Raw genomic sequence first — 22396 nt, 5'->3', positions numbered from 1 at the left:
GGGCTCAGCGGAGGGGGGCCCGCCAGGTCACCAGACCTGTCCGGTCCGCCTCCGCGAAGCCGACGGCGAGCGGCTTGTCGCCGTCGTCCGGCAGCATGTGGATGCTGCACTGCGTCACATCGCCGCCCGCCGGGACCAGCCGGGCGACCCAGTCGGAGGGACAGCCGGGGATCTTCCCGCGGAAGAGGAACGGGGTCTTCCCCGCGATCTGCCGGCCGCCCTCGGTGAGCAGCCGGACATCGCCGGCCTGGGAGGGATAGAGCTTCCCCGGGCCGGGGTTGGTGTACCTGATCAGCACGTAGTACGGGACGCCGCGCCGCTCGTGCGGGTCGAGGCCGAGGTCCAGGCCCGCGAGGTCGGCGGGGTCGCCCCGGCGTACGGAGACCGGGGTGGCCGGCAGTTCGAGGACGCCGCGGTCGATGTCGCGCCACCGGACGAGGAGGGTCTCGCCCGGCCCCGCGAGCCCGGCGGACGCGGCCCGCACCCCGCCCTCGACGGGCCAGCTCGCGATCGGGCCGCCCGTCGCGAAGGTGCCGTCGGTGTGGTGCGTCACCGACAGCACGCCGACACCGGCGGGCAGCGTGAAGGCCGCGCAGGAGCGGAACGAGGCGCCGGGCGGGAGCGTCTTCGGCGCGGTGTCCGAGCAGGGCAGGTCGCCCCCGCCGGGCCGGCCGCCGCTGATGCGGATCTCCTCCCCGCGCGTCCAGTCGGTGGCGTTCAGCGCGAAGCCGCTGCCCACCATGTACGAGGCGGGGATCTGCTTGCGGCTGGTGTTGGTCACCTGGTAGCCCACGTAGTGGGGCACCGTGCCCTTCAGCTCCTCGTCCACCTGTGCGCCCCGCATGTCCTCCGCCGAGCCGCGGACCAGGCTCTCGACGGTGATCCGCACCTGGTACACGCGCTGGTCGGTGTCCTTGTGGACGGCGTCCCGGGTGCCGGCCCGCACCGGCAGGTCCGTCCAGGCGGCGGGCCGTTCGGAGGGCCCGGCGCCGCTCTCCGCCGCCCCGCCCGGCTTCTCGCCCGCCGCCCCGGCGCCCGGCGCCCCGCCTCCCACGCACGCGGTGAGGAGGGATATCGCGGCCGCGCCCACGGCGGCCTTCCTGAGGGCGCTGGACAGGCGCATGGGCTTCTTTCGACGCACGACGATCCGTAACTTCCGGAGGAACGGGTGCATCGTAGGTGGTCAGTGCGGAAATCGACGCATTTGCTTCCGCTTCCGTCGCCGCCTCCCTCAGCCTCCGGCCTACTCCGGGAGGTGCTCCGGGCCGCCGAAGTCCGGGCTGGTGAAGTCCGGGCTGGAGAAGCTCGGGCGGGGGGACGGGGTGTCTTCGGAGGGGCTGGTGAAGTCCGGGCCGGTGTAGCCGACCTTGGGGATGCGGCCCGTCGGCGGGCGGGGTCCGGAGGGCTCGCGGGGGGTGTACGCCGCGCGGGCCTCGTCGAGGAAGGGCAGGATGCCGCGGTCCGTCAGGGCGCGGCCCCATGCCTCTCGCGCGCGGGCGAGTTCGGGGTCCTCGCTCTCGGCCGGGACCTCCGTGGCGCCGTTGCGCAGGGCGGTCACCAGCAGTCCGGCCGCCGCGCAGAGCAGTCCGGCCGCGGCGACGGCGCCGAATATCAGGCCCGCGGTCAGCAGGGTGTCGGCGAAGGCGGGCGGCGGGTCGAGCATCTTCAGGACGGCGCCGACCAGCAGCAGGAGCACGCCCGCGGTGCCGGCGAGGATCGGCAGGAGGACGGTGACGATCGCGACGAAGCCCGCGCCGCCCTCCTCGCTGAGCGCCTCGCCCGTACCGCTGACGCCGGCTGCTCTGGCCGCTCTGAGCTGCTCGCGGACCTTGAGGAAACGGTCGTACTCGACCGCCGCGGCGGCGGTGATCAGCGCTGTCGCGTTCAGCGCCATCTCGCGCAGCTGCGCGTTCGTGAACCGGTCCTCCCGCGGCGCGGTTTCCGGCTGGTCGTGCGCGGTGCGCAGTGCCTCGTCGAGGAGGCGCTCGAACTCGGCGCGGTCCTCGGTCAGCAGGTGCGGAGCCACGTTCATGTGCATCCCCCGATGCTCCGTAGGGCCGTAACGGCCCTGGTGAAGCGACCGGTTGGGCGGAAACGGAGGAGAGCCTGCTACGGATGAGCCGATGGTATTGCGGTTACGGCACGCGGTGACAGGGTGTTTCGGGAAATCGACTTCCCCGGATGCGGAGGGTTATGCGTCAGGCGGGCAGCGGGAGTTGCACGACCAGCAGTTTTCCGGCCATGGTCACTCCGCCGTCCATCGCGATCGCGAGACCGTCCGCGTAGACGTGCGGCCCTTCCACGGGCGGGCGTTCGCCCTCCTCGCCGTCCTCCGTGCCGACCTGGCCGAGGAGGTACGGGATCGGGCTGTGGCCGTGCACGATCCGGCCGCCGCCGTAGGTGCCGAGCAGCTCCTGGACGGCCATCGGGCCGGCCGCCTCGTCACGGAAGGCGAAGCGCTTGGTGAACTTCCGGAAGAGGTCCCAGACCTCGTCCGCGTCGTTCCGGTTGAGGATCTCGTGGACCGTGTCGTTGACGTCCTCGATCGTGCTGCCGTACTCCAGATACGCGGTGGTGTCCGAGTGCAGCAGGAGGTGGCCGTCCTCCGCCACCACGGCGTCGAGCCGGGACATCCACTGGAGGTGGACGTCCTGGAGCCGGTCCATGTCGTGCTTCTGGCCGCCGTTGAGCAGCCAGGCGGCCTGGAAGGTGGCGGTGCCGGCGCCCGAGCTCACGGGGGTGTCGCCGAAGCGCTTGGCGCCGATGAGCAGCAGCTCGTGGTTGCCCATGAGGGCCTTGCAGTAGCCGCCGGCGGCGGCGGCCTCGGCGGAGAGGCGCATCACGAGGTCGATGACCCCGATGCCGTCGGGGCCCCGGTCGGTGAAGTCGCCGAGGAACCACAGGCGCGCGTTGCCCGCGGCCCAGACGCCGTTCTCGTCGATGAGGCCCTGGGCGCGCAGCGCCGCGAGGAGCTCGTCGAGATAGCCGTGGACGTCGCCGACGACGAAGAGCGGTCCGGGGCCCTCGGCGCCGCCGGCCGCGGGCTGCGGGACCGGGTCGACGCGCACCTGGACCGTGTCGCCGCGGTTGATGACCGGCAGGTCGCGCTCGGTGGGCGTGTAGCCCTCGGGCGGCTCGTCGTCGGGGTACGCGTTGCCGGGGTGACCGGTGGCGACCTCGACGATGGACGAGCCCGGCTCGCCGTACGCCTCGTACGGGGGCTCGGGTGCGTGTCCCTGGACCGGCACCCGGGCGTACGGAGGTACACGGAAGTCACGCAACGTCGCCGTGCGCACCACGGGTTCCTGCCCGGCCCCCTGTGTCATCGACCCCTCCACCACCGTCGCGATGCCCTGCACATCGCGGACCGGCCTGGTCGGGGTGGTCCGCGGTGTCGTCCGCCCATCATAGGAATGAGCGTCCTCCTGTGTGACGCACCAGGGGTGGTGAATCCGGGTCCACTCCGGGTTCACCGGTTGTTTCGCCCGAATTGGGAAGGTCTAGGCCAGGGATGGGGCCGGGCCGCTCCGGGGTTTCGTCCCGAAGCGGCTCTGAAGAGACCCCGATGAGGCCGCCGGGCGGCCCCTGGGGCTGTCAGTCCTTCGAGGGAGACCTCGGCGGGCTGACCGTCGTCCGCGGCGAGCGCCGTTGCGAGGAGGTGCGGACGATCAGCTCCGTCGGTATCACCTGCTCGACCGGTCCGTCGGTGTCGATCCCCTCGATGGCGTCGATGAGGAGCTGCACGACGGCGGTGCCGATCCGGCGCGGCTTGAGCGAGAGCGTCGTGATGGGCGGCTCGGTGGTGGCGTAGACGGTGGACTCGCTGCAGCAGACGAGCAGCAGGTCCTCCGGCACCCGCAGGCCGTACCGGCGGGCGGCTGCCAGCAGGTCGGTGCCGTTGGGGTCGAACAGGCCGTACACGGCGTCGGGGCGGTCCGGGCGGGCGAGCAGCCGGTCGGCCGCGACGGCGCCCGCGCACGGATCGTGCGCCGGATATGCCTCGTAGACGGGGTCCTGGCCGACCCGCTCGCACCAGTTGAGGTAGGCGGTGGTGGACAGGCGGGTGTACGTGTCGGTGGTGGTGCCGGTGAGCAGGCCGATCCTGCGGGCGCCGGCGGCGGCGAGGTGGTCGAGCAGGTCGAGGACGGCCGCCTCGTGGTCGTTGTCGACCCAGGCGGTGACCGGCAGGGTGCCGGCCGGGCGTCCGTCGGAGACGACGGGGAGCCCTTGGCGGACGAGTTCGGTGACGACGGGGTCGTGGTCGGAGGGGTCGATGACGACGGTTCCGTCGAGGGCGACGTTCGACCAGACGTCGTGACGGGAGGTGGCGGGGAGGATGACCAGGGCGTAGCCCCGGGCGAGTGCGGCCGAGGTGGCGGCTCTGGCCATCTCCGCGAAGTACGCGAATTCGGTGAAGGTGAAAGGTTCATCCCCGTACGTGGTCACGGTCAGGCCGATGAGTCCCGACTTGCCGGTACGGAGCGTGCGGGCCGCTGCGGACGGGCGATAGCCCAGCCGGTCTGCGACCTCGCGGACGTGGCGGCGGGTGGCGTCCGGGAGCCGGCCCTTGCCGTTGAGCGCGTCGGAGACAGTCGTGATGGAGACCCCGGCGGCGGCGGCCACGTCCCGGATGCCCGCTCGGCCCTGCCGGCTTCCCCGGGTCTGTGCCCGGCTCACCTGGTGCTTCCCTGCTGCTGTCATGGCGAGCCGATAGTAGGGCGAGGGGGGTGGGTTGGGCCGGTCGCATATGCACCCATTGACAGGCACGTTTCTGCATGATCATTTGGTCCTAACGGCCTGGAAAATAAAGGGTGTTAGGGCAAAAACCATGTGACCTATCGGCCTCTGCCCCCGTGAGCCTGGCGAGGGTGCGAGGTCTCGAAGAGGTCTCAACTCACCTCTACGGGGGACGCGCGCCACGGCGCTCGCCACCGGCGCGCGCCACCCCTGGGCGCGCTCCCCCTGTTGTCGCTCCGTTGTCCACAGGCCATTCGCAGCGGAGCCGAATCCTCATAAGGTGAGGAGTATTGGCGGTACGGACGGTCGAGGAGGCCACACTGTGAGCGAGACCAGCGGGACGAGCACCGGCAGCCCGAAGCTGCGCGCCGAGCTGGACGGCATCCCCACCTACAAGCCGGGCAAGCCGGCCGCGGCGGACGGCCCGGTCGCCTTCAAGCTCTCCTCGAACGAGAACCCCTATCCGCCGCTGCCCGGGGTCATGGAGAGCGCGGTGGCCGCCGCCGCGAGCTTCAACCGCTACCCGGACATGGCCTGCACGGGGCTGGTGAACGAGCTGGCGGACCGTTTCGGCGTCCCCGTCTCGCACATCGCCACGGGCACGGGCTCGGTCGGCGTCGCCCAGTCGCTGATCCAGTCGACGGCGGGCCCCGGCGACGAGGTCATGTACGCCTGGCGCTCCTTTGAGGCGTACCCGATCATCACGCAGATCAGCGGGGCGACCTCGGTCCGGGTGCCGCTGACCGACGGGGACGTGCACGACCTCGACGCGATGGCGGAGGCGATCACCGAGCGGACCCGGCTGATCTTCGTCTGCAACCCCAACAACCCCACGGGCACCGCGGTCCGCCGCGCCGAGCTGGAGCGCTTCCTGGACCGGGTGCCCTCCGACGTCCTCGTGGTGCTCGACGAGGCGTACAAGGAGTTCGTCCGGGACGTGGAGGTCCCGGACGGCGTGGAGCTCTACCGCGATCGGCCGAACGTGGCGGTGCTCCGCACCTTCTCGAAGGCGTACGGGCTCGCCGGGCTGCGGGTCGGCTTCGCCATCGCCCACGAGCCGGTGGCCGCGGCGCTGCGCAAGACGGCGGTGCCGTTCGGCGTGAGCCAGCTCGCGCAGGACGCGGCGGTGGCCTCGCTGCGGGCGGAGGACGAGCTGCTCGGGCGGGTCGGCTCGCTGGTGGCCGAGCGCGAGCGGGTCCACGCGGGGCTCGTGGCCCAGGGCTGGACCGTGCCGGACACCCAGGCGAACTTCGTCTGGCTGCGGCTCGGCGAGCGGACCGTGGACTTCGCGGCGGAGTGCGAGCGGCACGGCGTGGTGGTGCGTCCGTTCGCGGGGGAGGGCGTCCGCGTCACGATCGGCGAGACCGAGGCGAACGACCTGTTCCTGAAGACGGCGGAGGGGTTCCGCGGGCGGCTGTAGCGCCGTCCGGCGGCCCGGGGCGCCGGGTCCTAGCCGATGAGTTCGACCCGGATCGGGTCGCCGTCCCGGACGGTGGCCAGGATCCGGGGGTCCCCGTCCAGCGCGCCCAGGACGTTGCACGGGCTGGCCAGCCGCGGCTGGTCGTCCAGCGAGATGGGGGTCGGGCCGTAGGGGAGGGCGAGCGCGTCGCCCTCGGTCCAGAAGGCCACCGTGCCGGCCGGGACCACCTGTCGGGCGTCGGACTCGACGGGCACGGAGACCGGAGTGTCGAAGTAGACCTCCTCGCCCCAGGTCCGGGCGGTGGAGACGATCGGGAGAGCCCCCGCGAGCGCCTTGCTCGTGGGGGTTTCGTCGATGGTGGCGGTGGTGTGGCCGGCGGGCCACGAGAGGCGTATCCGAAGGGTCATGGGCCGGATTCAACAATATGTTGAATGGCTTGGGAAGGGTGCCCTCCGGGGTGACCTCGGGTAGGGGTACCCCGGTCGAAAGTACGGATTTCGTATGAGCCATAATGCTTGTGAATGTGAACGCGTTCACAAGCGTGTCCCTGTTCATCCCGGAATTGGTGGGATTAAAGGGGCAAACTGCCGTAGTGACCACGGCGATGTAAGGAGAAGACGACGTGGACCTAGCTTTGGCGCCAGAGACTCTGGCGCGTTGGCAGTTCGGCATCACCACCGTCTATCACTTTCTCTTCGTCCCGCTGACGATCTCCCTCGCCGCCCTCACCGCCGGTCTCCAGACCGCCTGGGTGCGCACCGAGAACGAGAAGTACCTCAAGGCGACGAAGTTCTGGGGCAAGCTCTTCCTGATCAACATCGCGATGGGTGTCGTCACCGGCATCGTGCAGGAGTTCCAGTTCGGCATGAACTGGTCGGACTACTCCCGCTTCGTCGGCGACATCTTCGGCGCGCCGCTGGCCTTCGAGGCGCTGATCGCGTTCTTCTTCGAGTCCACCTTCATCGGCCTGTGGATCTTCGGCTGGGACAAGCTCCCCAAGAAGATCCACCTCGCCTGCATCTGGATGGTGTCGATCGGCACGATCCTGTCCGCGTACTTCATCCTCGCGGCCAACTCCTGGATGCAGCACCCGGTCGGCTACCGGATCAACGCCGAGCGGGGCCGGGCCGAGCTCACCGACTTCTGGGCGGTGCTCAGCCAGAACACCACCGTCACGCAGGTCTTCCACACCCTGACGGCGGCCTTCCTCACCGGCGGCGCCTTCATGGTCGGCATCGCCGCGTACCACCTGGCCCGCAAGCGCCACGTCGCCGTGATGCGGACCTCGCTGCGGCTCGGCCTGGTGACCGTGGTCATCGCCGGTCTGCTCACCGCGATCAGCGGCGACTTCCTCGGCAAGGTCATGTTCAAGCAGCAGCCGATGAAGATGGCGGCGGCCGAGGCGCTGTGGGACGGCGAGGAGGGGGCACCCTTCTCGATCTTCGCCTACGGGGACGTCGAGAAGGGCCACAACACCGTGGCCATCGAGATCCCCGGGATACTGTCCTTCCTCGCCAACGACGACTTCAACTCGTACGTCCCCGGCATCAACGACGTCAACAAGGCCGAGCAGGAGAAGTACGGGCCCGGCGACTACCGGCCCAACATCCCGGTGGCCTACTGGGGCTTCCGCTGGATGATCGGCTTCGGCATGTCCTCGTTCGCGATCGGCCTGCTCGGGCTCTGGCTGACCAGGAGGAAGTTCCTGCTCGCCCCCGGCCTGAGGACCGGTGAGGACGAGGTGCCGCATCTCGTGCTCTTCAAGAACAAGGCGCTGAACCCGAAGTTCACCAAGTGGTACTGGCTGCTGGCGCTGTGGACCCTGGGCTTCCCGCTGATCGCCAACTCCTGGGGCTGGATCTTCACCGAGATGGGCCGCCAGCCGTGGGTCGTCTACGGCGTGCTGCGCACCCGTGACGCCGTCTCCCCCGGGGTCTCCCAGGGCGAGGTGCTCACCTCGATGATCCTCTTCACCCTCCTGTACGCCATCCTCGCCGTGATCGAGGTGAAGCTGCTGGCCAAGTACATCAAGGCCGGCCCGCCCGAGCTCACCGAGGACGACCTCAACCCGCCCACCAAGATCGGCGGGGACCGCGACCCCGACCGGCCCATGGCCTTCTCGTACTGAGGCTCAGGAGATCGAGGCATGGAACTCCACGACGTCTGGTTCGTACTCATCGCCGTCCTCTGGATCGGCTACTTCTTCCTGGAAGGCTTCGACTTCGGGATCGGTGTCCTGACCAAGCTCCTGGCGCGGGACCGCACCGAGAAGCGGGTCCTCATCAACACCATCGGGCCGGTCTGGGACGGCAACGAGGTGTGGCTGCTCACGGCCGGCGGCGCGACCTTCGCCGCCTTCCCCGAGTGGTACGCGACGCTGTTCTCCGGCTTCTACCTGCCGCTGCTGATCATCCTGCTCTGCCTGATCGTCCGCGGCGTCGCCTTCGAGTACCGGGCGAAGCGGCCCGAGGAGAACTGGCAGCGCAACTGGGAGCAGGCCATCTTCTGGACCTCCCTCATCCCCGCGTTCCTGTGGGGCGTGGCCTTCGGCAACATCGTGCGCGGGGTGAAGATCGACCGCGAGATGGAGTACGTCGGCAACTTCTGGGACCTGCTCAACCCGTACGCCCTGCTCGGCGGGCTGGTCACGCTCAGCCTGTTCACCTTCCACGGTGCCGTGTTCGCCGCGCTCAAGACGCTCGGCGACATCCGCACCAGGGCCCGGGCGCTCGCGCTCAAGCTGGGGCTGGTCACCGCGGTGCTCGCGCTGGCCTTCCTCATCTGGACCCAGGTGGACAAGGGCGACGGCTGGAGCCTGCTCGCCATGGTGATCGCGGCGGTGTGCCTGGTCGGGGCGATCGGGGCGATCAAGATCGGGCGGGAGGGCTGGTCGTTCGCGCTCTCGGGCATCACGATCGCCGCCGCGGTGGCGATGCTCTTCCTGACGCTCTTCCCGAACGTGATGCCGTCCTCGCTGGACCCGGCGTGGAGCCTCACGGTGACCAACGCGTCGTCGAGCCCGTACACGCTCAAGATCATGACCTGGTGCGCCGCCATCGCGACCCCCGTGGTGCTGCTCTACCAGGGCTGGACCTACTGGGTGTTCCGGAAGCGGATCGGCACGCAGAACATCGCCCAGGCCCACTAGGGCCTGTCCGACAATTCCCGCGCCGGACCCGCACCGGCCTCCTCAGGGGAGCATGTTTCACGTGAAACCGATCGATCCGCGGCTGCTCCGGCACGCCCGCGCCACCCGGGTCTTCCTCGCGGCGGTCGTCGCGCTCGGCCTCGCCGGGGCGGGACTGGTCATCGCCCAGGCGATGCTCATCGCCGAGGTCGTGGTGGGGGCCTTCCAGAAGGGCCTGTCGGTTTCCGGGCTCACCACGCCCCTGCTGCTGCTCGCCGTGGTGGCGGCGGGGCGGGCGCTCGTCGCCTGGCTGACCGAGCTCGCCGCCCACCGGGCGAGCGCGGCGGTCAAGTCCGAGCTGCGCGGCCGGCTGCTCCAGCGGGCGGCCGCGCTCGGGCCGGGGTGGCTGAGCGGGCAGAAGGCCGGTTCGCTGGCCGCGCTCGCCACGCGGGGCGTGGACGCGCTCGACGACTACTTCGCCCGCTATCTGCCGCAGTTGGGGCTCGCGGTGGTCGTCCCGGTGGCGGTGCTCGCCCGCATCGTCACCGAGGACTGGGTCTCGGCGGCGATCATCGTGGGGACGCTGCCGCTCATCCCGATCTTCATGATCCTGATCGGCTGGTACACCCAGGCCCGGATGGACCGTCAGTGGAAGCTGCTCTCCCGGCTCTCGGGACACTTCCTCGACGTCGTCGCCGGACTTCCCACGCTCAAGGTCTTCGGCCGGGCCAAGGCCCAGGCCGAGAACATCCGCTCGATCACCGCCGACTACCGGCGGGCGACCATGCGGACCCTCCGCATCGCCTTCATCTCCTCCTTCGCCCTCGAACTGCTCGCGACCCTCTCGGTCGCCCTGGTCGCCGTCACGATCGGCATGCGCCTGGTCCACGGCGGCTTCGACCTCTACACCGGCCTGGTCATCCTGGTGCTGGCGCCCGAGGCGTATCTGCCGCTGCGCCAGGTGGGGGCGCAGTACCACGCCGCCGCCGAGGGGCTCGCCGCCGCCGAGGAGATCTTCGAGGTCCTGGAGAACCCGGTCCCCGACGCCGGTACGGGCCCGGTGCCCGCCTCCGTACGGCTGGAGCTCGACCGGGTGACGGTCCGCCACCCGGGCCGCGCGGAGCCCTCGCTCGACGCGGCCACGCTGACCGTGGAGCCCGGCGAGACGGTGGCCCTGGTGGGGCCGAGCGGCGCCGGGAAGTCGACCCTGCTCGACGTGGTGCTCGGCTTCGCGCGGCCGGAGCCCGGCGGCTCGGTCCGGGTCGGCGGGGCCGAACTGGCCTCGCTGGACCTGGAGGAGTGGCGGTCCCGGATCGCCTGGGTGCCGCAGCGCCCCTACCTCTTCGCCGGGACGATCGCCGAGAACGTCCGGCTGGCCCGGCCGGAGGCCACCGACGCACAGGTCCACCGGGCCCTGCGGGACGCGGGCGCCGAGGAGTTCGTCGCCGAGCTGCCCGAGGGCGCCGGGACCCCGCTGGGCGAGGACGGCGCCGGACTCTCCGCCGGACAGCGCCAGCGGCTCGCGCTCGCCCGCGCCTTCCTGGCCGACCGGCCGGTGCTGCTCCTCGACGAGCCCACCGCGGCGCTGGACGGCGAGACCGAGGCGGCCGTCGTGGACGCCGTCCGCCGGCTCACCGCGGGCCGCACCGTGCTGCTCGTCGTGCACCGCCCGGCGCTGCTCGCGGTCGCGGACCGGGTGGTGCGGGTCGAGGGCGCCGAAGGCGGCGAAGGCGCCGTGGGTGCCGGGGAGACCGGGGAGGCCAAGGGCGGCGCCGCCCGGCTCACCGACGACCTGGGCGAGCCGCTGCCGTCCGGCCCGGGTACGGACGCCGGAGAGCTCACGGACCCGGAGCCGGTGTCCGCCGCCGACCGCTCCGGCTCCTCCGCCCGCCCGGTGCTGCGCCGGGTGCGGGACATGGCCGGGGAGCTCAAGGGCCGGATGGCGCTCGCGCTGCTGCTCGGCAGCCTGGCGCTGGGCTCCGCCGTCGGGCTCATGGCCGTCTCCGGCTGGCTCATCTCCCGGGCCTCCGAACAGCCCCCCGTGCTCTACCTGATGGTCGCCGTCACCGCGACCCGCGCCTTCGGCATCGGCCGGGCCGTCTTCCGCTACGCCGAGCGGCTCGTCTCGCACGACGCCGTGCTGCGGATGCTCGCGGACCTGCGGGTCTCCGTCTACCGGCGGCTGGAGCGGATCGCCCCCGCCGGGCTGCGCCGCACCCGCCGCGGCGACCTGCTCGCCCGGCTGGTCCAGGACGTCGACGCCCTCCAGGACTACTGGCTGCGCTGGCTGCTGCCCGCGGGCGCCGCCGTGGTCGTCGGCGCCGGGTCGGTCGGCTTCACCGCCTGGCTGCTGCCCGAGGGCGGCGCCGTGCTCGCCGTGGGCCTGCTGCTCGCCGGCGTGGGCGTCCCGCTGATCGGCGGCGCCCTCGCCCGCCGGGCCGAATCCCGGCTCGCGCCCGCGCGCGGCACGCTCACCACCGCCGTCGTGGACCTGCTGCGCGGCTGCGCCGAGCTCACCGTCTCCGGCGCCCTCAAGGACCGCGTGGAGCGGGCCGCGGCGGCCGACCGGACGCTCACCGGCATCGCCTCCCGGCAGTCCGCCGCCACCGCGCTGAGCGCCGGGCTCTCGGCCCTGATCTGCGGCCTCACCGTCGCCGGAGCCGCCCTCGTGGGTGTCCAGGCGGTCCGGGACGGGCGGCTGGACGGGGTCGCGCTCGCGGTCCTCGTGCTCACCCCGCTCGCCGCCTTCGAGGCGGTCAACGGGCTGCCGCTGGCCGTCCAGTACCGCCAGCGGGTGCGCCGCAGCGCCGAGCGGGTGCTCGACGTGCTCGACGCCCCCGTGCCCGTACACGAGCCGGAGCGGCCCGCCGCGCCGCCGGCCACGCCGTTCCCGCTGGAGCTCGCCGGGCTCACCGCCCGGCACGCCGGGCAGGGGCGGCCCGCGCTGGACGGTTTCGGGCTCACCCTGCGGGCCGGGCGGCGGGTCGCCGTCGTCGGCGCCTCCGGCTCCGGCAAGACCACGCTCGCCCAGGTGCTGCTGCGCTTCCTGGACGCCGAATCGGGCACGTACCGGCTCGGCGGCTCCGAGGCGGCGGAGCTGGACGGCGACGCGGTCCGGCGCTTCGTCGGGCTGTGCGCGCAGGACGCCCACCTCTTCGACAGCACCATCCGGGAGAACCTGCGGCTGGCCAGGACCGGCGCGTCCGACGCGGAGCTGCGCGCCGCGCTCGGCCGGGCCCGGCTGCTGGAGTGGGTGGACGGGCTCCCGGACGGGCTCGACACTCTGGTGGGCGAGCACGGCTCGCGGCTCTCCGGCGGGCAGCGGCAGCGGCTCGCGCTGGCCCGGGCGCTCCTCGCGGACTTCCCCGTCCTGGTGCTCGACGAGCCCGCCGAGCACCTGGACCTGGCCACCGCCGACGCCCTCACCGACGACCTGCTGCGGGCCACCGAGGGCCGCACGACGGTGCTGATCACCCACCGCCTGCACGGTCTCGACGCGGTCGACGAGGTCCTGGTCCTGGACCGGGGCCGGACCGTGCAGCGCGGGGCGTTCGAGGAGCTGGCGGCGGTCGACGGGCCGCTGCGGCGGATGCTGGAGCAGGAGCGGGAGACCGATCTGCTGCTGGGCTCCGGGCACCCCGTCATGGCGGGCTCCGGCCCCACCCCGACTTTTCTTGTCAAATAGGACTAACTAGGCTCATCTCATGACCGCTGCCGTGCCCGACGCCCCGGACCCGCTCGAAGCCGCGACCCAGGCCACGCGCAGCCTGCACGGCCTCTCCACGGAGCTGACCGCCCGCGTGCCCCAGCTCCTGGAGGCCATGCGCTCGGTCGGCACCGGCCTCGAACTGCACTCCACGCTCGACCGGATCTGCGAGACCGCCGCCGAGCTCGCCGACGCCCGCTACGCCGCGATCGGCGTCGTCGACGACGAGGGCGAGGGGCTCTCCGACTTCGTCACCTTCGGCGTCGGGAACGACGTGGCCCGCCGGATCGGGCACCGCCCCGACGGGCACGCCGGGCTGCTCGGCGCGCTCATCCGGGACCCGCAGACGATCCGGCTCGCCGATCTGTCGACCGATCCGCGCGCGGCAGGCTTCCCGCCCGGACACCCGCCGATGAAGACCTTCCTCGGCGTCCCGATCCGGGTCCAGGGCGAGATCTTCGGCAACCTCTACCTCGCGGAGAAGCACGGCGGCGGCGAGTTCAACGACTACGACGTCCACATGGTCCGGGTGCTCGCCACCGAGGCGGGCATCGCCATCGGCAACGCGCGCCTGTACGAGGCGGCCCGGCAGCGCGAGCGCTGGATCGACGGCTCGGTCGCCGTCACCACGGCGCTGCTCTCCGGCGGCGACGCCGACGACGCGCTGAGCGTGGTCGCCGAGCAGGCCCGCCGGCTCGCCGACTCGGCCGCCGGGATCGTGCTGCTGCCCGCCGAGGACGGCGGTCTGGAGATCGTCGCGGTCTCCTCGCCGCGCCCCTCGAAGTCGCTCGGGGTGGTGATCCCGCCCGAGAGCGCGGTGGTGGAGAGCCTGCTGGAGGGCGAGGCGGTGTTCATCGCCGACGCCTCCACGGACCCCCGGATGCTCAACGAGCTCTCCGCCCAGTACGGGCCCGCGATGATGCTGCCGCTGCAGAGCGGCGGCCGGGTGCTCGGCGCGCTCGCCACCCCGCGGGCCCGGGGCGGCCGGCAGTTCACGGAGACCGAGCGGACCCTGGCCTCGCAGTTCGCCTCGCAGGCGGCGCTGGCCCTGATGATGGCCGAGGCGCAGCGGGACCGGGAGCGGCTGGCGGTCTACGAGGACCGCGACCGGATCGCCCGCGACCTGCACGACCTGGTGATCCAGCGGCTCTTCGCCACCGGGATGATGCTGGAGAGCGCGCAGCGCAGGTCGATCGTGCCGGCCGTGCAGGAGGGCGTCGGCAAGGCGGTGGACGAGCTGGACGTCACCATCCAGGAGATCCGTACCGCGATCTTCGCGCTCCAGCAGGGCCCGGCGGAGGCGCCCTCGGGGCTGCGCACCCGGGTGCTGCGGGAGATCAACATGGCGGCCGTGCCGCTGGGCTTCAAGCCCGCCCACCGCTTCCTCGGCGCGATCGACGCCACGGTCGGCGAGCTCACCGGCAAGAACCTCATCGCCGCCCTGCGCGAGGCCCTGTCGAACGCCTTCCGGCACTCGGGGGCGACCCGGATCGAGGTGGTCGTGGACGCCACCGTGACCCTTCCGGACGGCACCCAGGGAGTGCGGCTGTCCGTCGCGGACGACGGCGTCGGCATTCCCGAGGGCGGGCGGCGCAGCGGGCTGCGCAACCTCGCCCGGCGGGCCGAGTCGCTCGGTGGGGCGAGCTGGTGCGGCCCGGGCCTCGGGGAGGCGGGCGGCGGCACCACGGTGGTGTGGGAGGCGCCGCTCTAGGGCGGGGCCGGGCCGGTCAGCCCTGCTGGTCCTGTCGGTCCTGCCGGTCCTGCCGGTCCTGTCGGTCCTGCGGGTCCTGTCGGTCCTGCGGGTCCTGTCGGTCCTGCGGGTCCTGTCGGTCCTGCGGGTCCGGGCGGTCCTACTGGTCCCGTCGGCTCCGGGTGGCCTCGGTGACGAGCTGTTCGATGATCACGGCCACGCCGTCCTCGTTGTTGTCCGCGGTGCGGCCGGAGGCGGCGGCGACGACGTCCGGGTGGGCGTTGCCCATCGCGTAGGAGCGGCCGGCCCAGCTGAGCATCTCGATGTCGTTGGGCATGTCGCCGAAGGCCACGACCTCCTGCGGGGTGATGCCCCGTTCGGCGCAGCAGCGGGCGAGGGTGGACGCCTTGGAGACGCCGAGGCCGCTGATCTCGATGAGGGCGGTCGGGCTGGAGCGGGTGATCGAGGCCAGCTCGCCCGCGGCCTCGCGGGCGGTGGCGAGGAAGGCGTCGGGGTCGAGCTCCGGGTGCTGGGCGAGCAGCTTCAGCACGGGCGCGGCGGCCCCGGGGGCCTCCTCGAACAGCAGCTTCTCGGCGGTGGCCACGGTGGCGCCCGGGTCGAGGAAGAACGGCGGGTAGTCGGGCTCGTAGTGGATGCCGGTGGTGAGCTCGACGGCGAAGGTGGTGCCGGGCGCGGCTTCCCGCAGCGTCCGGACGACGTCCAGGGCGACGGGCCGCTCCAGCGGCCTGACCTCCAGGAAGGTGCCGCCCGCGTGCAGGTCGACGACGGCGGCGCCGTTGGCGCAGATCGCGAGGCCGTGGCCGTGGACGTGCTCGCTGACGACGTCCATCCAGCGGGCGGGCCGGCCGGTGACGAAGAAGACCTCGATGCCGGCCCGCTCGGCGGCGGCGAGGGAGGCGACCGTGCGCTCCGAGACGGATTTGTCGTCCCGCAGCAGGGTGCCGTCGAGGTCGGTGGCGATCAGCCGGGGGGCCGTGGCCGGGGCTTCGGGGCGCGCGAGGTGGGGTGAGGTCACCGATACATTGTTCCGCAGAAAGTGCACGGGCGTGCGAGGGGGTGCACATCTGAGTGTGACGGACCGGGGCCGGGGTGTGACGGCCCACGCTCCGCCCGGCGGTACGGGCGGAGCGTGGGCGTGGGCGCGGGAGAGCGGGTCAGGAGGAGAGGCGCTTCAGCGCTGCGGCGGCGGTGTTCTGGAAGGAGGCCGGGCCGGGCCGGCCGGTGAGCTCGACGACGGCGACCTTGGTGCCGCTGCGCAGCACCGCGACCCCGCCGCTGACGGCGCCGTCGCCGTTGTAGGACGTGTACCAGCGGGCGGTGCCGCCGGTGCCGGTCAGGGTGTGCGCCGGGCCGTAGTACCAGTGGCCCGCGGGCTCGTCCTGGCAGTCCTGGACGAGCGCGACGAGCTGCTTCTCCCAGGCGGTGGCCGCGGTCTTGGTGGCGGCGCTCGCGGCCGACTCGGTCAGCATGGCGTCCTTGGCGAGGGTCCAGTTCACGGACGCGTACGCGCCGGCCTTGCCCTTGGTCAGGTCGCGCATCGTCGTCTCGCCGGAGCACGCGGACAGCCCCTGGCGGCCGGCCAGCTCGACGGTCGCGGCGACCGGCTTCAGGCCCTGCCGGACGAGGTCCTCGCTCTGGAGGAGGGCGGCGGAGCCGAGCGCGGGCGCGGCGACCACGGCCGGGCGGGCGGCGGCCCCGGCGCGCTGGGCGGCGCCGTCGGCGGTGGCCGACTGGGTGCCGACGACGGTGGCGGTGAGCAGCGCGGCGGCGAAGCAGGCCGCGGCGGCGACGCGGTTGCGGCGGACGGAGGTGCGCTGGGCGGTCTGGTTCTCGTTCATGTGGTCCCCCTGGTGGTCGGGACGCCTGCTGCGTCCTCGTACAACCGGGGGAGATGCCGCCGACGGGAGGAAAGTTGGAGCGTCCGGCCGCTGTTTCACAGCTGTGACAGAGCGGTCCTGACGACCCGGTCCATCGCGGCCGTCCCCAGGCAGGCGTGGACCTCCAGCACTCCGTAGTGGGTGCCGCTGCGGAGCACGGCGATGCCGCCGCAGGGCTCCTTGCCCTCGGGCGCCTTCCCGGTGGTGTTGAGGGAGCCCTGGTAGGAGCCCATCCAGCGCGCGGTGACGTCCGGGGCGAGCCGCACGGTCATGGTCCTCCCGTAGACCCAGTGCCCCGGCACGTCCTCCTGGCAGGGCACCTGCTCCAGCAGCAGACGCTCGGCGAAGTTCTCCGCCAGGGAGGGGCTCTTGGCCTCGGCGGCGACCTGGCGGGCGACCTGGTCGGCGATGTCCATGGCCAGCGTGGGGTCCTCCGGGCCGGTGCGGGTGCCGGTCGTCAGCCCCCGGAAGTGGGCGCCGGGCCCGCCCAGGGTCTCCTCCAGGGTCTTCTCACCGGTGCACGCCGCGTTGGCGTAGTGCCCGTCGCCGAACCGGTCGGTGACGCGGATCCGGCCGGTGACCTCGGGCGGGCCGAAGGCTTCGGGTCCCAGCAGGTTCGCCTTCGTCATCGGGCCGGTCGCGCCCTTCACGCCGCTCGGGGAGGCCGAGACCGAGCCGGGGCCCGAGACCGAGCCGGGGCCCGAGGCCGAGCCGGAGGGCGCGGGTGTCGGGGCGGTCGCGTGCGCCGCCGGGTGCGCGTCGGATCCGGGGGGCGCGGGCAGGACGTATCTGCCGGTCACCAGCCCGAGCGCGGCGGCCGCCACCAGGGCGGCGACGGCGGAGCGGGGGCGGACGGTGGCCTTGGCGCCCTTCGTGGAACCGCCCTTCGCGGGGCCGTCGGTCGCGGAGCCGCCGGTCGCGGGACTGCCCTTCGCGGAGCCGCCCTTCGCGGGGCCGCCGGAAACAGGGCCGCCGGAAACGGGACCGTCGGAAACCGGACCGCCCGTCGCCGGACCGCCGGTCACAGACCGCCGACCAGGCGCTCGCGCATGAAGCGGCGGGCCTGGTGGATCCGGTCCTTGACCGTGCCCAGCGGGGCGTCGAGCTGCTCGGCCACCTGGACGTAGGTCAGGTCGCCCAGGTCGCGGAGCACGAAGGACTCCACCAGGGCGGGGTGCTGGCGCTCCAGGGCCCCCAGCGCCTCCATCAGGTCGAGCCGGCTGCCGGCGATGACGCTGGTGGTGCGGGGGTCGACGGATTCGGGCAGGTCGGCGTGGCTGTCCTCGGAGCGCCGGCACATCGAACGGTACGTGGCCCGGGCGGCGTTCGAGGCGATCACCGTCACCCAGCCCAGGAAGGAGCCGTGGCCGCCGTACTCGCGCAGATGCGTGCTGATCGACAGCAGCGCGTCCTGCGCGGCCTCCTCCGCGTCGGCGTGGTGGGGCAGGAACCGCGAGCAGCGGCGCAGCACCAGCGGCCGCAACTTGGCCAGCAGGTACTCCATCGCCCCCGGGTCCCCCGCCTGGGCAGCCGCCACGAGCCGTTCCAGCTCGCCTTCCTCGAACACCCGGATCCCCCCGTTCCGTGCCGTCCGGCACCCCTCCGCCGAACGGGAGTTCCCCACTCCCGCCGACTCCGGCAGAATGCTGCCACATGCGCAACCTCGGCCGTTACCTCCTTCTCGAGCGGCTCGGAGCCGGCTCCTTCGCGACGGTCTGGAAAGCCTACGATCCGGAGCTCGACACCGAGGTCGCGGTGAAGGTGCTGGCCGACAACTGGGCGGCCAACGCCGATGTGCGCGAGCGGTTCCTGGCGGAGGCGCGGCTGCTGCGCCGGATCGCCAGCCCGCGGGTGGTCCGCGTGCACGACGTCGGGGTGCAGGAGGACCGGCCCTTCTTCGTCATGGACTACGTACGCGGCGGCACCCTGGCGGACCGGGTCGGGCGGTGCGATCCGCAGGAGGCGCTGCGGCTGGCCGCCGAGGCGGGCTACGCGGTCCAGGTCCTGCACGAGGCCGGCGTGGTGCACCGCGACGTCAAGCCGTCCAACCTGCTGCTCGCCACCGGTGCCGGGGCCGCCGAGGTGCTGGTGGCGGACCTGGGCAGCGCGAAGCAGCTGGCCGACGCGTCCGGGCTGACGGTGACCACGGGCACGCCCGCGTACATGGCGCCGGAACAGGCGTTCCAGACGGCCGGGTTCGACGGGCGCGCCGATGTGTACGCGCTGGCCGTCGTGGCGTACGAGCTGCTGACCGGGAAGAAGCCGTTCGGCGCGGGCGGGCGGGCCACCGCCCTGATGACCGAGCAGCCGTCCGCCGCCGCCTCGACGCTGCCGGCGCTCCCGGCCGAGGCGGAGCTCCCGCCGAGCGTCGCCCTGCTGCTGCGGGCCGCGATGTCGGTGGAGCCGGCGGACCGGCCGGCGACCGCCCGCGCCTTCGCGGACGCGCTGCTGGCCCCGGTGCCGCACCCCCAGCCCCCGGAGGGCCGCGGACCGCTGACCCGGCGCACGGTCTGGCTGGCGTCGGGCGCGGTGTTCACGGCGGCGGCCCTGCTGGGCTGGCTGCCGCGCTGAGCGGACCTGCCGGGCGGGTTGCCGCGCCGGGAGGTGCTGCCGGGGCCGGGCCGGCCTGCCGCGCTGAGCGGCTCTTCCGGGCGGCTGCCGCGCTGAGCGGTTCTTCCGGGCGGCTGCCGCGCAGGTCGGTGCTGCCGGGGCCGGGCCGGCCTGCCGCGCTGGATCCGCCGGGCCCGGGCCTGGCGTCGCGGCTTCCCGTAGGGTCGGTGGCATGCGTCTGAGTACCGTGATCCTTCCGACCCGTCGTTGGCACGAGGGAGGCCGTGACCAGTGGCTGCGCGCTGAGCAGCTCGGCTTCCACACCGCGTACACCTATGACCACCTGTCCTGGCGGACCTTCCGGGACGGCCCCTGGTTCGGGGCCCTGCCGACGCTGACCGCCGCCGCGGGGGCCACCGAGCGGCTGCGCCTGGGTACGCTCGTCACCTCGCCGAACTTCCGGCACCCGGTGACGCTGGCCAAGGAGCTGATCTCGCTCGACGACATCTCGGGCGGCCGGGTCACGCTGGGCATCGGCGCGGGCGGCAACGGCTTCGACGCCACGGCGCTCGGGCAGGAGGCGTGGACGCCGAAGGAGCGGGCGGACCGTTTCGCCGAGTTCGTACCGCTGCTGGACCGGCTGCTCACCGAGGACGCGGTGTCCGCGCGGGGCACGTTCTACTCGGCGGAGGAGGCGCGGAACATCCCCGGCTGCGTGCAGCGTCCGCGGCTGCCGTTCGCGGTGGCGGCGACCGGCCCGCGCGGGCTGAAGCTGGCCGCGCGGCACGGGCAGGCGTGGGTGACGACGGGCGATCCGAAGCTGTTCGAGGACGGCACCCCGGAGCAGTCCGTGGAGGCGCTGCGCGGGCAGATCGCGAAGCTGGGCAGGGCCTGCGCGGAGATCGGCCGGGAGGCCGGGCCGATGGAGAAGGTGCTGCTCACGGGCTTCACCCCGGACCGTCCGCTGGACTCCTTCGACGCCTTCGTGGACTTCGCGGGGACCCACTTCGCGTTGGGCTTCACCGAGCTGGTGGTGCACATGCCGATCGCGGACTCGGTGTTCGCGGCCGACGAGTCGGTCTTCGAGAAGATCGCCACCGAGGCGCTCGGCCAGCTGCGCTGAGAGGCCGTGGGCGGGGCCGGGTCAGCGCACCCGGCCCGACAGCCACGGGGTGAGCCCGCTCATGTGGATGAGCTCCTTGTAGGTCTCGTCGCCGGGGAGCGGGACGACCAGCCGCCAGCCGGGCGGGAAGAAACGGCCCTTCACATGGGCGAGACCGCCGTACACGGAGCGCAGGAAGGCGGGGACCGCGTCCCGGGGGACGTCGTCGAAGCCGATGCCCTCGACGGTGATCCGGGCGTCCCCGTCGGCGTACAGCCGGACGGTGACCGAGGGGGAGCCGGCGAGCTCGACGAACGCCTCGTGGGGGAGCGAGCCGTCCGGGTCGAGGACGGTGAAGAGGCCGGCGGAGCTGCGCCGGGAGGTCTGGTCGGCGCCGATGTCGTCGGTGACCGTCATCTCCAGGCCGGACTCCCGGGCGATCTCGCGGATCGCGGCGACGGCCGACTCGGTGGTGGGCAGTTGCGGGTGTTCCATGACAACGATCATGCCCCAGCCCTGCCCCGCGTCAGCCATGCTTCGGCCCTGCCTCAGCCCGGGAAGCGCAGGAATTCCGGCGGTACGGCGTCGGTGAGCCAGACGCCGTTGGCGCTGACGTGGAAGACGTGTCCGGCCCGGTGCATCGCCCCGGCGTCGACGCTCAGCACCACCGGCCGGCCGCGGCGGGCTCCGACCCGGGTGGCCGTCTCGCGGTCCCGCGAGAGGTGTACGTGGTGGCGGGCCATGGGGCGCAGGCCCTCGGTCCGGATGGCGGGCAGCGCGGAGCCGACCGTACCGTGGAAGAGGTACGCGGGCGGTTCGGCGGCCGGCAGGTCCAGGTCCACCGCGACGGTGTGGCCCTGGCTGGCGCGGATGCGGCCGCCCTCGACGGCGAAGCGCTTCTTGTCGTTGACGGCGACCACGTGGTCGAGCTCGGCACGGGTGATCGGGAAGCCGTGCGCGGCGGCCGCGGCCAGCAGGGCGCCGATCTCGGTCCAGCCGTGCGGATCGAGGACGAGGCCGATGCGTTCCGGCTGGTGACGAAGGTGCTTCGCGAGATATTTCGACACCTTCACGGTGCGTTTCTCGTCGTTCATGAATTCATTGAAGCCCCAGGTTTGATCCACAGCCAAGTGGGTTTATCCACAGGCTACTTGGTGATTCTGTGGACAACACATCTTTATCCTCAGGTGGATTGGGTGATTTGACTGTCGTTTGCGGCATTTGAGGTAAGAGTGTCCAATGTGCGCTTCTGTACCTCTCGTTCGGTCGCCGCGGCGATGAAAGCGGACACGTGCGGCGGGCCAACGAGCCGCTGCACGGCCTGGATCGTCTCCGGCGGGAGCGCCACCGCGCGCGGCTCCTCGCCCCTCGGCAGCGGGAGGTCCGCGACGAGGTGCTGCTGGAGGTGACGGGTCGCGAACAGGCGCATCGCCCGCGCCAGTTCGGCGTCCACGGTCTGCTGGGCGAGCGGGCGCAGCCGCCGCACCAGGGTGGCCGCCTCCGCCGCGTCCGCGTCCGTCGGAGGGCGGTGCTCCAGATAGCGCGCGAAGACGTGCTCCGTCGTGAACTCCAGGAAACGGGAAGCTATGTGCTCGACCTGGCCCCGAAGCTCCCGCAGATGCCCGGTGATCGCGGCGAGCGGGACACCCGCCGCGTACAACTCGACCGCCACCGCGAGCTCTTGAGGGCTCGGGACCAGGTACTCCTCGGCCTCGCGGCCCGGGATGCGCTCCAGGACGCCGAGCTCGATCGCCTCCCGGACCGCCTCCTCGTCGGGCCGGCCGCCGAAGCGCGCGTCGAGCTCGTCGCGCGAGATCCGGTCGGCCTCCTCGTCCGTCCAGGGGCCGTCGACCTCGGCGACCAGGCCGAGCACCCCGCCGAGACCGCGGCCGGCGTCCCACGCCTCCAGGAGCTCCTTGATGGAGGCCAGGGTGTAGCCGCGGTCCAGCAGGTCGGCGATCTGCCGCAGCCGCGCCAGATGCGTGTCCCCGTACACGTTGGACCGGCCGCGCCGCTCGGGGCGGGGCAGCAGGCCCCGGTCCTGGTAGGCGCGGATGGTCCGGACCGTGGCCCCGCTGTGATGGGCCAGATCCTCGATCCGGTACTCCGGATGAGCCGACCGCTCCGACGCATGCTCCGACACGACCACTCCCACCGACCGCTCTC

General features: G+C 72.7%; 19 protein-coding genes. 7 read left to right on the top strand and 12 right to left on the bottom strand.

The annotated features are described in order from the left end of the window. Positions 1-4 precede the first annotated feature (4 nt). From AB0C99_RS01165 to AB0C99_RS01150, 4 genes are all read right to left on the bottom strand, one after another. Positions 5-1123, bottom strand: coding sequence for a hypothetical protein (locus AB0C99_RS01165; RefSeq protein ID WP_362467934.1), 1119 nt, complete (start codon positions 1121-1123; stop codon positions 5-7). A 120-nt stretch (positions 1124-1243) separates the two neighbouring features. Beyond that, positions 1244-2038, bottom strand: a complete 795-nt coding sequence (locus tag AB0C99_RS01160) for a hypothetical protein (protein WP_362467932.1) — start codon at positions 2036-2038, stop codon at positions 1244-1246. Positions 2039-2198: 160 nt separating this feature from the next. Further along, positions 2199-3326: a metallophosphoesterase gene (locus tag AB0C99_RS01155; RefSeq protein ID WP_362467930.1), complete on the bottom strand. Its 1128-nt coding sequence runs from the start codon at positions 3324-3326 to the stop codon at positions 2199-2201. A gap of 268 nt (positions 3327-3594) precedes the next feature. Next, the gene (locus AB0C99_RS01150) at positions 3595-4701 is read right to left on the bottom strand and encodes a LacI family DNA-binding transcriptional regulator (protein ID WP_362467928.1); all 1107 of its coding nucleotides are present in this window, start codon (positions 4699-4701) and stop codon (positions 3595-3597) included. 358 nt (positions 4702-5059) lie between these two features. On the opposite strand from AB0C99_RS01150, the gene hisC reads away from it, so the two are divergent. Further along, positions 5060-6157, top strand: a complete 1098-nt coding sequence (gene hisC / locus AB0C99_RS01145; protein ID WP_362467926.1) for a histidinol-phosphate transaminase — start codon at positions 5060-5062, stop codon at positions 6155-6157. Between the two features lie 29 nt (positions 6158-6186). On the opposite strand, the gene AB0C99_RS01140 is transcribed toward hisC, so the two are convergent. Further along, positions 6187-6564 carry a cyclophilin-like fold protein gene (locus AB0C99_RS01140; RefSeq protein ID WP_362467924.1) on the bottom strand — a complete coding sequence of 126 codons (378 nt, stop codon included), beginning with the start codon at positions 6562-6564 and terminating at the stop codon, positions 6187-6189. A 215-nt stretch (positions 6565-6779) separates the two neighbouring features. Here AB0C99_RS01140 and AB0C99_RS01135 point away from each other — a divergent pair, with 215 nt between their 5' ends. From AB0C99_RS01135 to AB0C99_RS01120, 4 genes are all read left to right on the top strand, one after another. After that, a complete protein-coding gene (locus tag AB0C99_RS01135; protein WP_362467922.1) occupies positions 6780-8285 on the top strand; it encodes a cytochrome ubiquinol oxidase subunit I in 1506 nt (501 codons plus the stop codon). An 18-nt stretch (positions 8286-8303) separates the two neighbouring features. Beyond that, positions 8304-9305 carry a cytochrome d ubiquinol oxidase subunit II gene (gene cydB / locus AB0C99_RS01130; RefSeq protein WP_362467920.1) on the top strand — a complete coding sequence of 334 codons (1002 nt, stop codon included), beginning with the start codon at positions 8304-8306 and terminating at the stop codon, positions 9303-9305. A gap of 61 nt (positions 9306-9366) precedes the next feature. Next, positions 9367-12969 carry a thiol reductant ABC exporter subunit CydD gene (gene cydD, locus AB0C99_RS01125; protein WP_362467918.1) on the top strand — a complete coding sequence of 1201 codons (3603 nt, stop codon included), beginning with the start codon at positions 9367-9369 and terminating at the stop codon, positions 12967-12969. Positions 12970-12988: 19 nt separating this feature from the next. After that, positions 12989-14701: a GAF domain-containing protein gene (locus AB0C99_RS01120; RefSeq protein WP_362467916.1), complete on the top strand. Its 1713-nt coding sequence runs from the start codon at positions 12989-12991 to the stop codon at positions 14699-14701. A gap of 139 nt (positions 14702-14840) precedes the next feature. Here AB0C99_RS01120 and AB0C99_RS01115 read toward each other — a convergent pair whose 3' ends face one another. From AB0C99_RS01115 to AB0C99_RS01100, 4 genes are all read right to left on the bottom strand, one after another. After that, the gene (locus AB0C99_RS01115; protein ID WP_362467914.1) at positions 14841-15716 is read right to left on the bottom strand and encodes a Cof-type HAD-IIB family hydrolase; all 876 of its coding nucleotides are present in this window, start codon (positions 15714-15716) and stop codon (positions 14841-14843) included. Between the two features lie 139 nt (positions 15717-15855). After that, the gene (locus AB0C99_RS01110; protein ID WP_362467912.1) at positions 15856-16539 is read right to left on the bottom strand and encodes a hypothetical protein; all 684 of its coding nucleotides are present in this window, start codon (positions 16537-16539) and stop codon (positions 15856-15858) included. A 95-nt stretch (positions 16540-16634) separates the two neighbouring features. Then, the gene (locus AB0C99_RS01105; protein WP_362467910.1) at positions 16635-17603 is read right to left on the bottom strand and encodes a hypothetical protein; all 969 of its coding nucleotides are present in this window, start codon (positions 17601-17603) and stop codon (positions 16635-16637) included. Continuing rightward, positions 17600-18145: a sigma-70 family RNA polymerase sigma factor gene (locus AB0C99_RS01100; protein ID WP_362467908.1), complete on the bottom strand. Its 546-nt coding sequence runs from the start codon at positions 18143-18145 to the stop codon at positions 17600-17602. The genes AB0C99_RS01105 and AB0C99_RS01100 overlap by 4 nt, the downstream gene beginning before the upstream one ends. Before the next feature lie 86 nt (positions 18146-18231). Here AB0C99_RS01100 and AB0C99_RS01095 point away from each other — a divergent pair, with 86 nt between their 5' ends. After that, positions 18232-19149, top strand: a complete 918-nt coding sequence (locus AB0C99_RS01095) for a serine/threonine-protein kinase (RefSeq protein WP_362467906.1) — start codon at positions 18232-18234, stop codon at positions 19147-19149. 211 nt (positions 19150-19360) lie between these two features. Next, positions 19361-20251 (top strand): LLM class flavin-dependent oxidoreductase, encoded by an 891-nt coding sequence (locus AB0C99_RS01090; protein ID WP_362467904.1) that lies wholly within the window; start codon positions 19361-19363, stop codon positions 20249-20251. 21 nt (positions 20252-20272) lie between these two features. Here the strand turns inward: AB0C99_RS01090 and AB0C99_RS01085 are convergent, their stop codons facing one another. The 3 genes from AB0C99_RS01085 to AB0C99_RS01075 form a co-directional block, all read right to left on the bottom strand. Beyond that, complete coding sequence (locus tag AB0C99_RS01085) at positions 20273-20725, bottom strand: hypothetical protein (RefSeq protein ID WP_362467902.1); 453 nt, start codon at positions 20723-20725, stop codon at positions 20273-20275. 53 nt (positions 20726-20778) lie between these two features. Next, positions 20779-21324: an RNA 2'-phosphotransferase gene (locus AB0C99_RS01080; RefSeq protein ID WP_362467900.1), complete on the bottom strand. Its 546-nt coding sequence runs from the start codon at positions 21322-21324 to the stop codon at positions 20779-20781. A gap of 89 nt (positions 21325-21413) precedes the next feature. Further along, the gene (locus AB0C99_RS01075) at positions 21414-22373 is read right to left on the bottom strand and encodes a MerR family transcriptional regulator (RefSeq protein WP_362467898.1); all 960 of its coding nucleotides are present in this window, start codon (positions 22371-22373) and stop codon (positions 21414-21416) included. Positions 22374-22396: the final 23 nt, after the last annotated feature.

It is taken from the genome of Streptomyces sp. NPDC048659, assembly GCF_040650575.1.
Taxonomy (GTDB): domain Bacteria; phylum Actinomycetota; class Actinomycetes; order Streptomycetales; family Streptomycetaceae; genus Streptomyces.
This window is presented reverse-complemented; position numbering and strand designations above follow the sequence as displayed.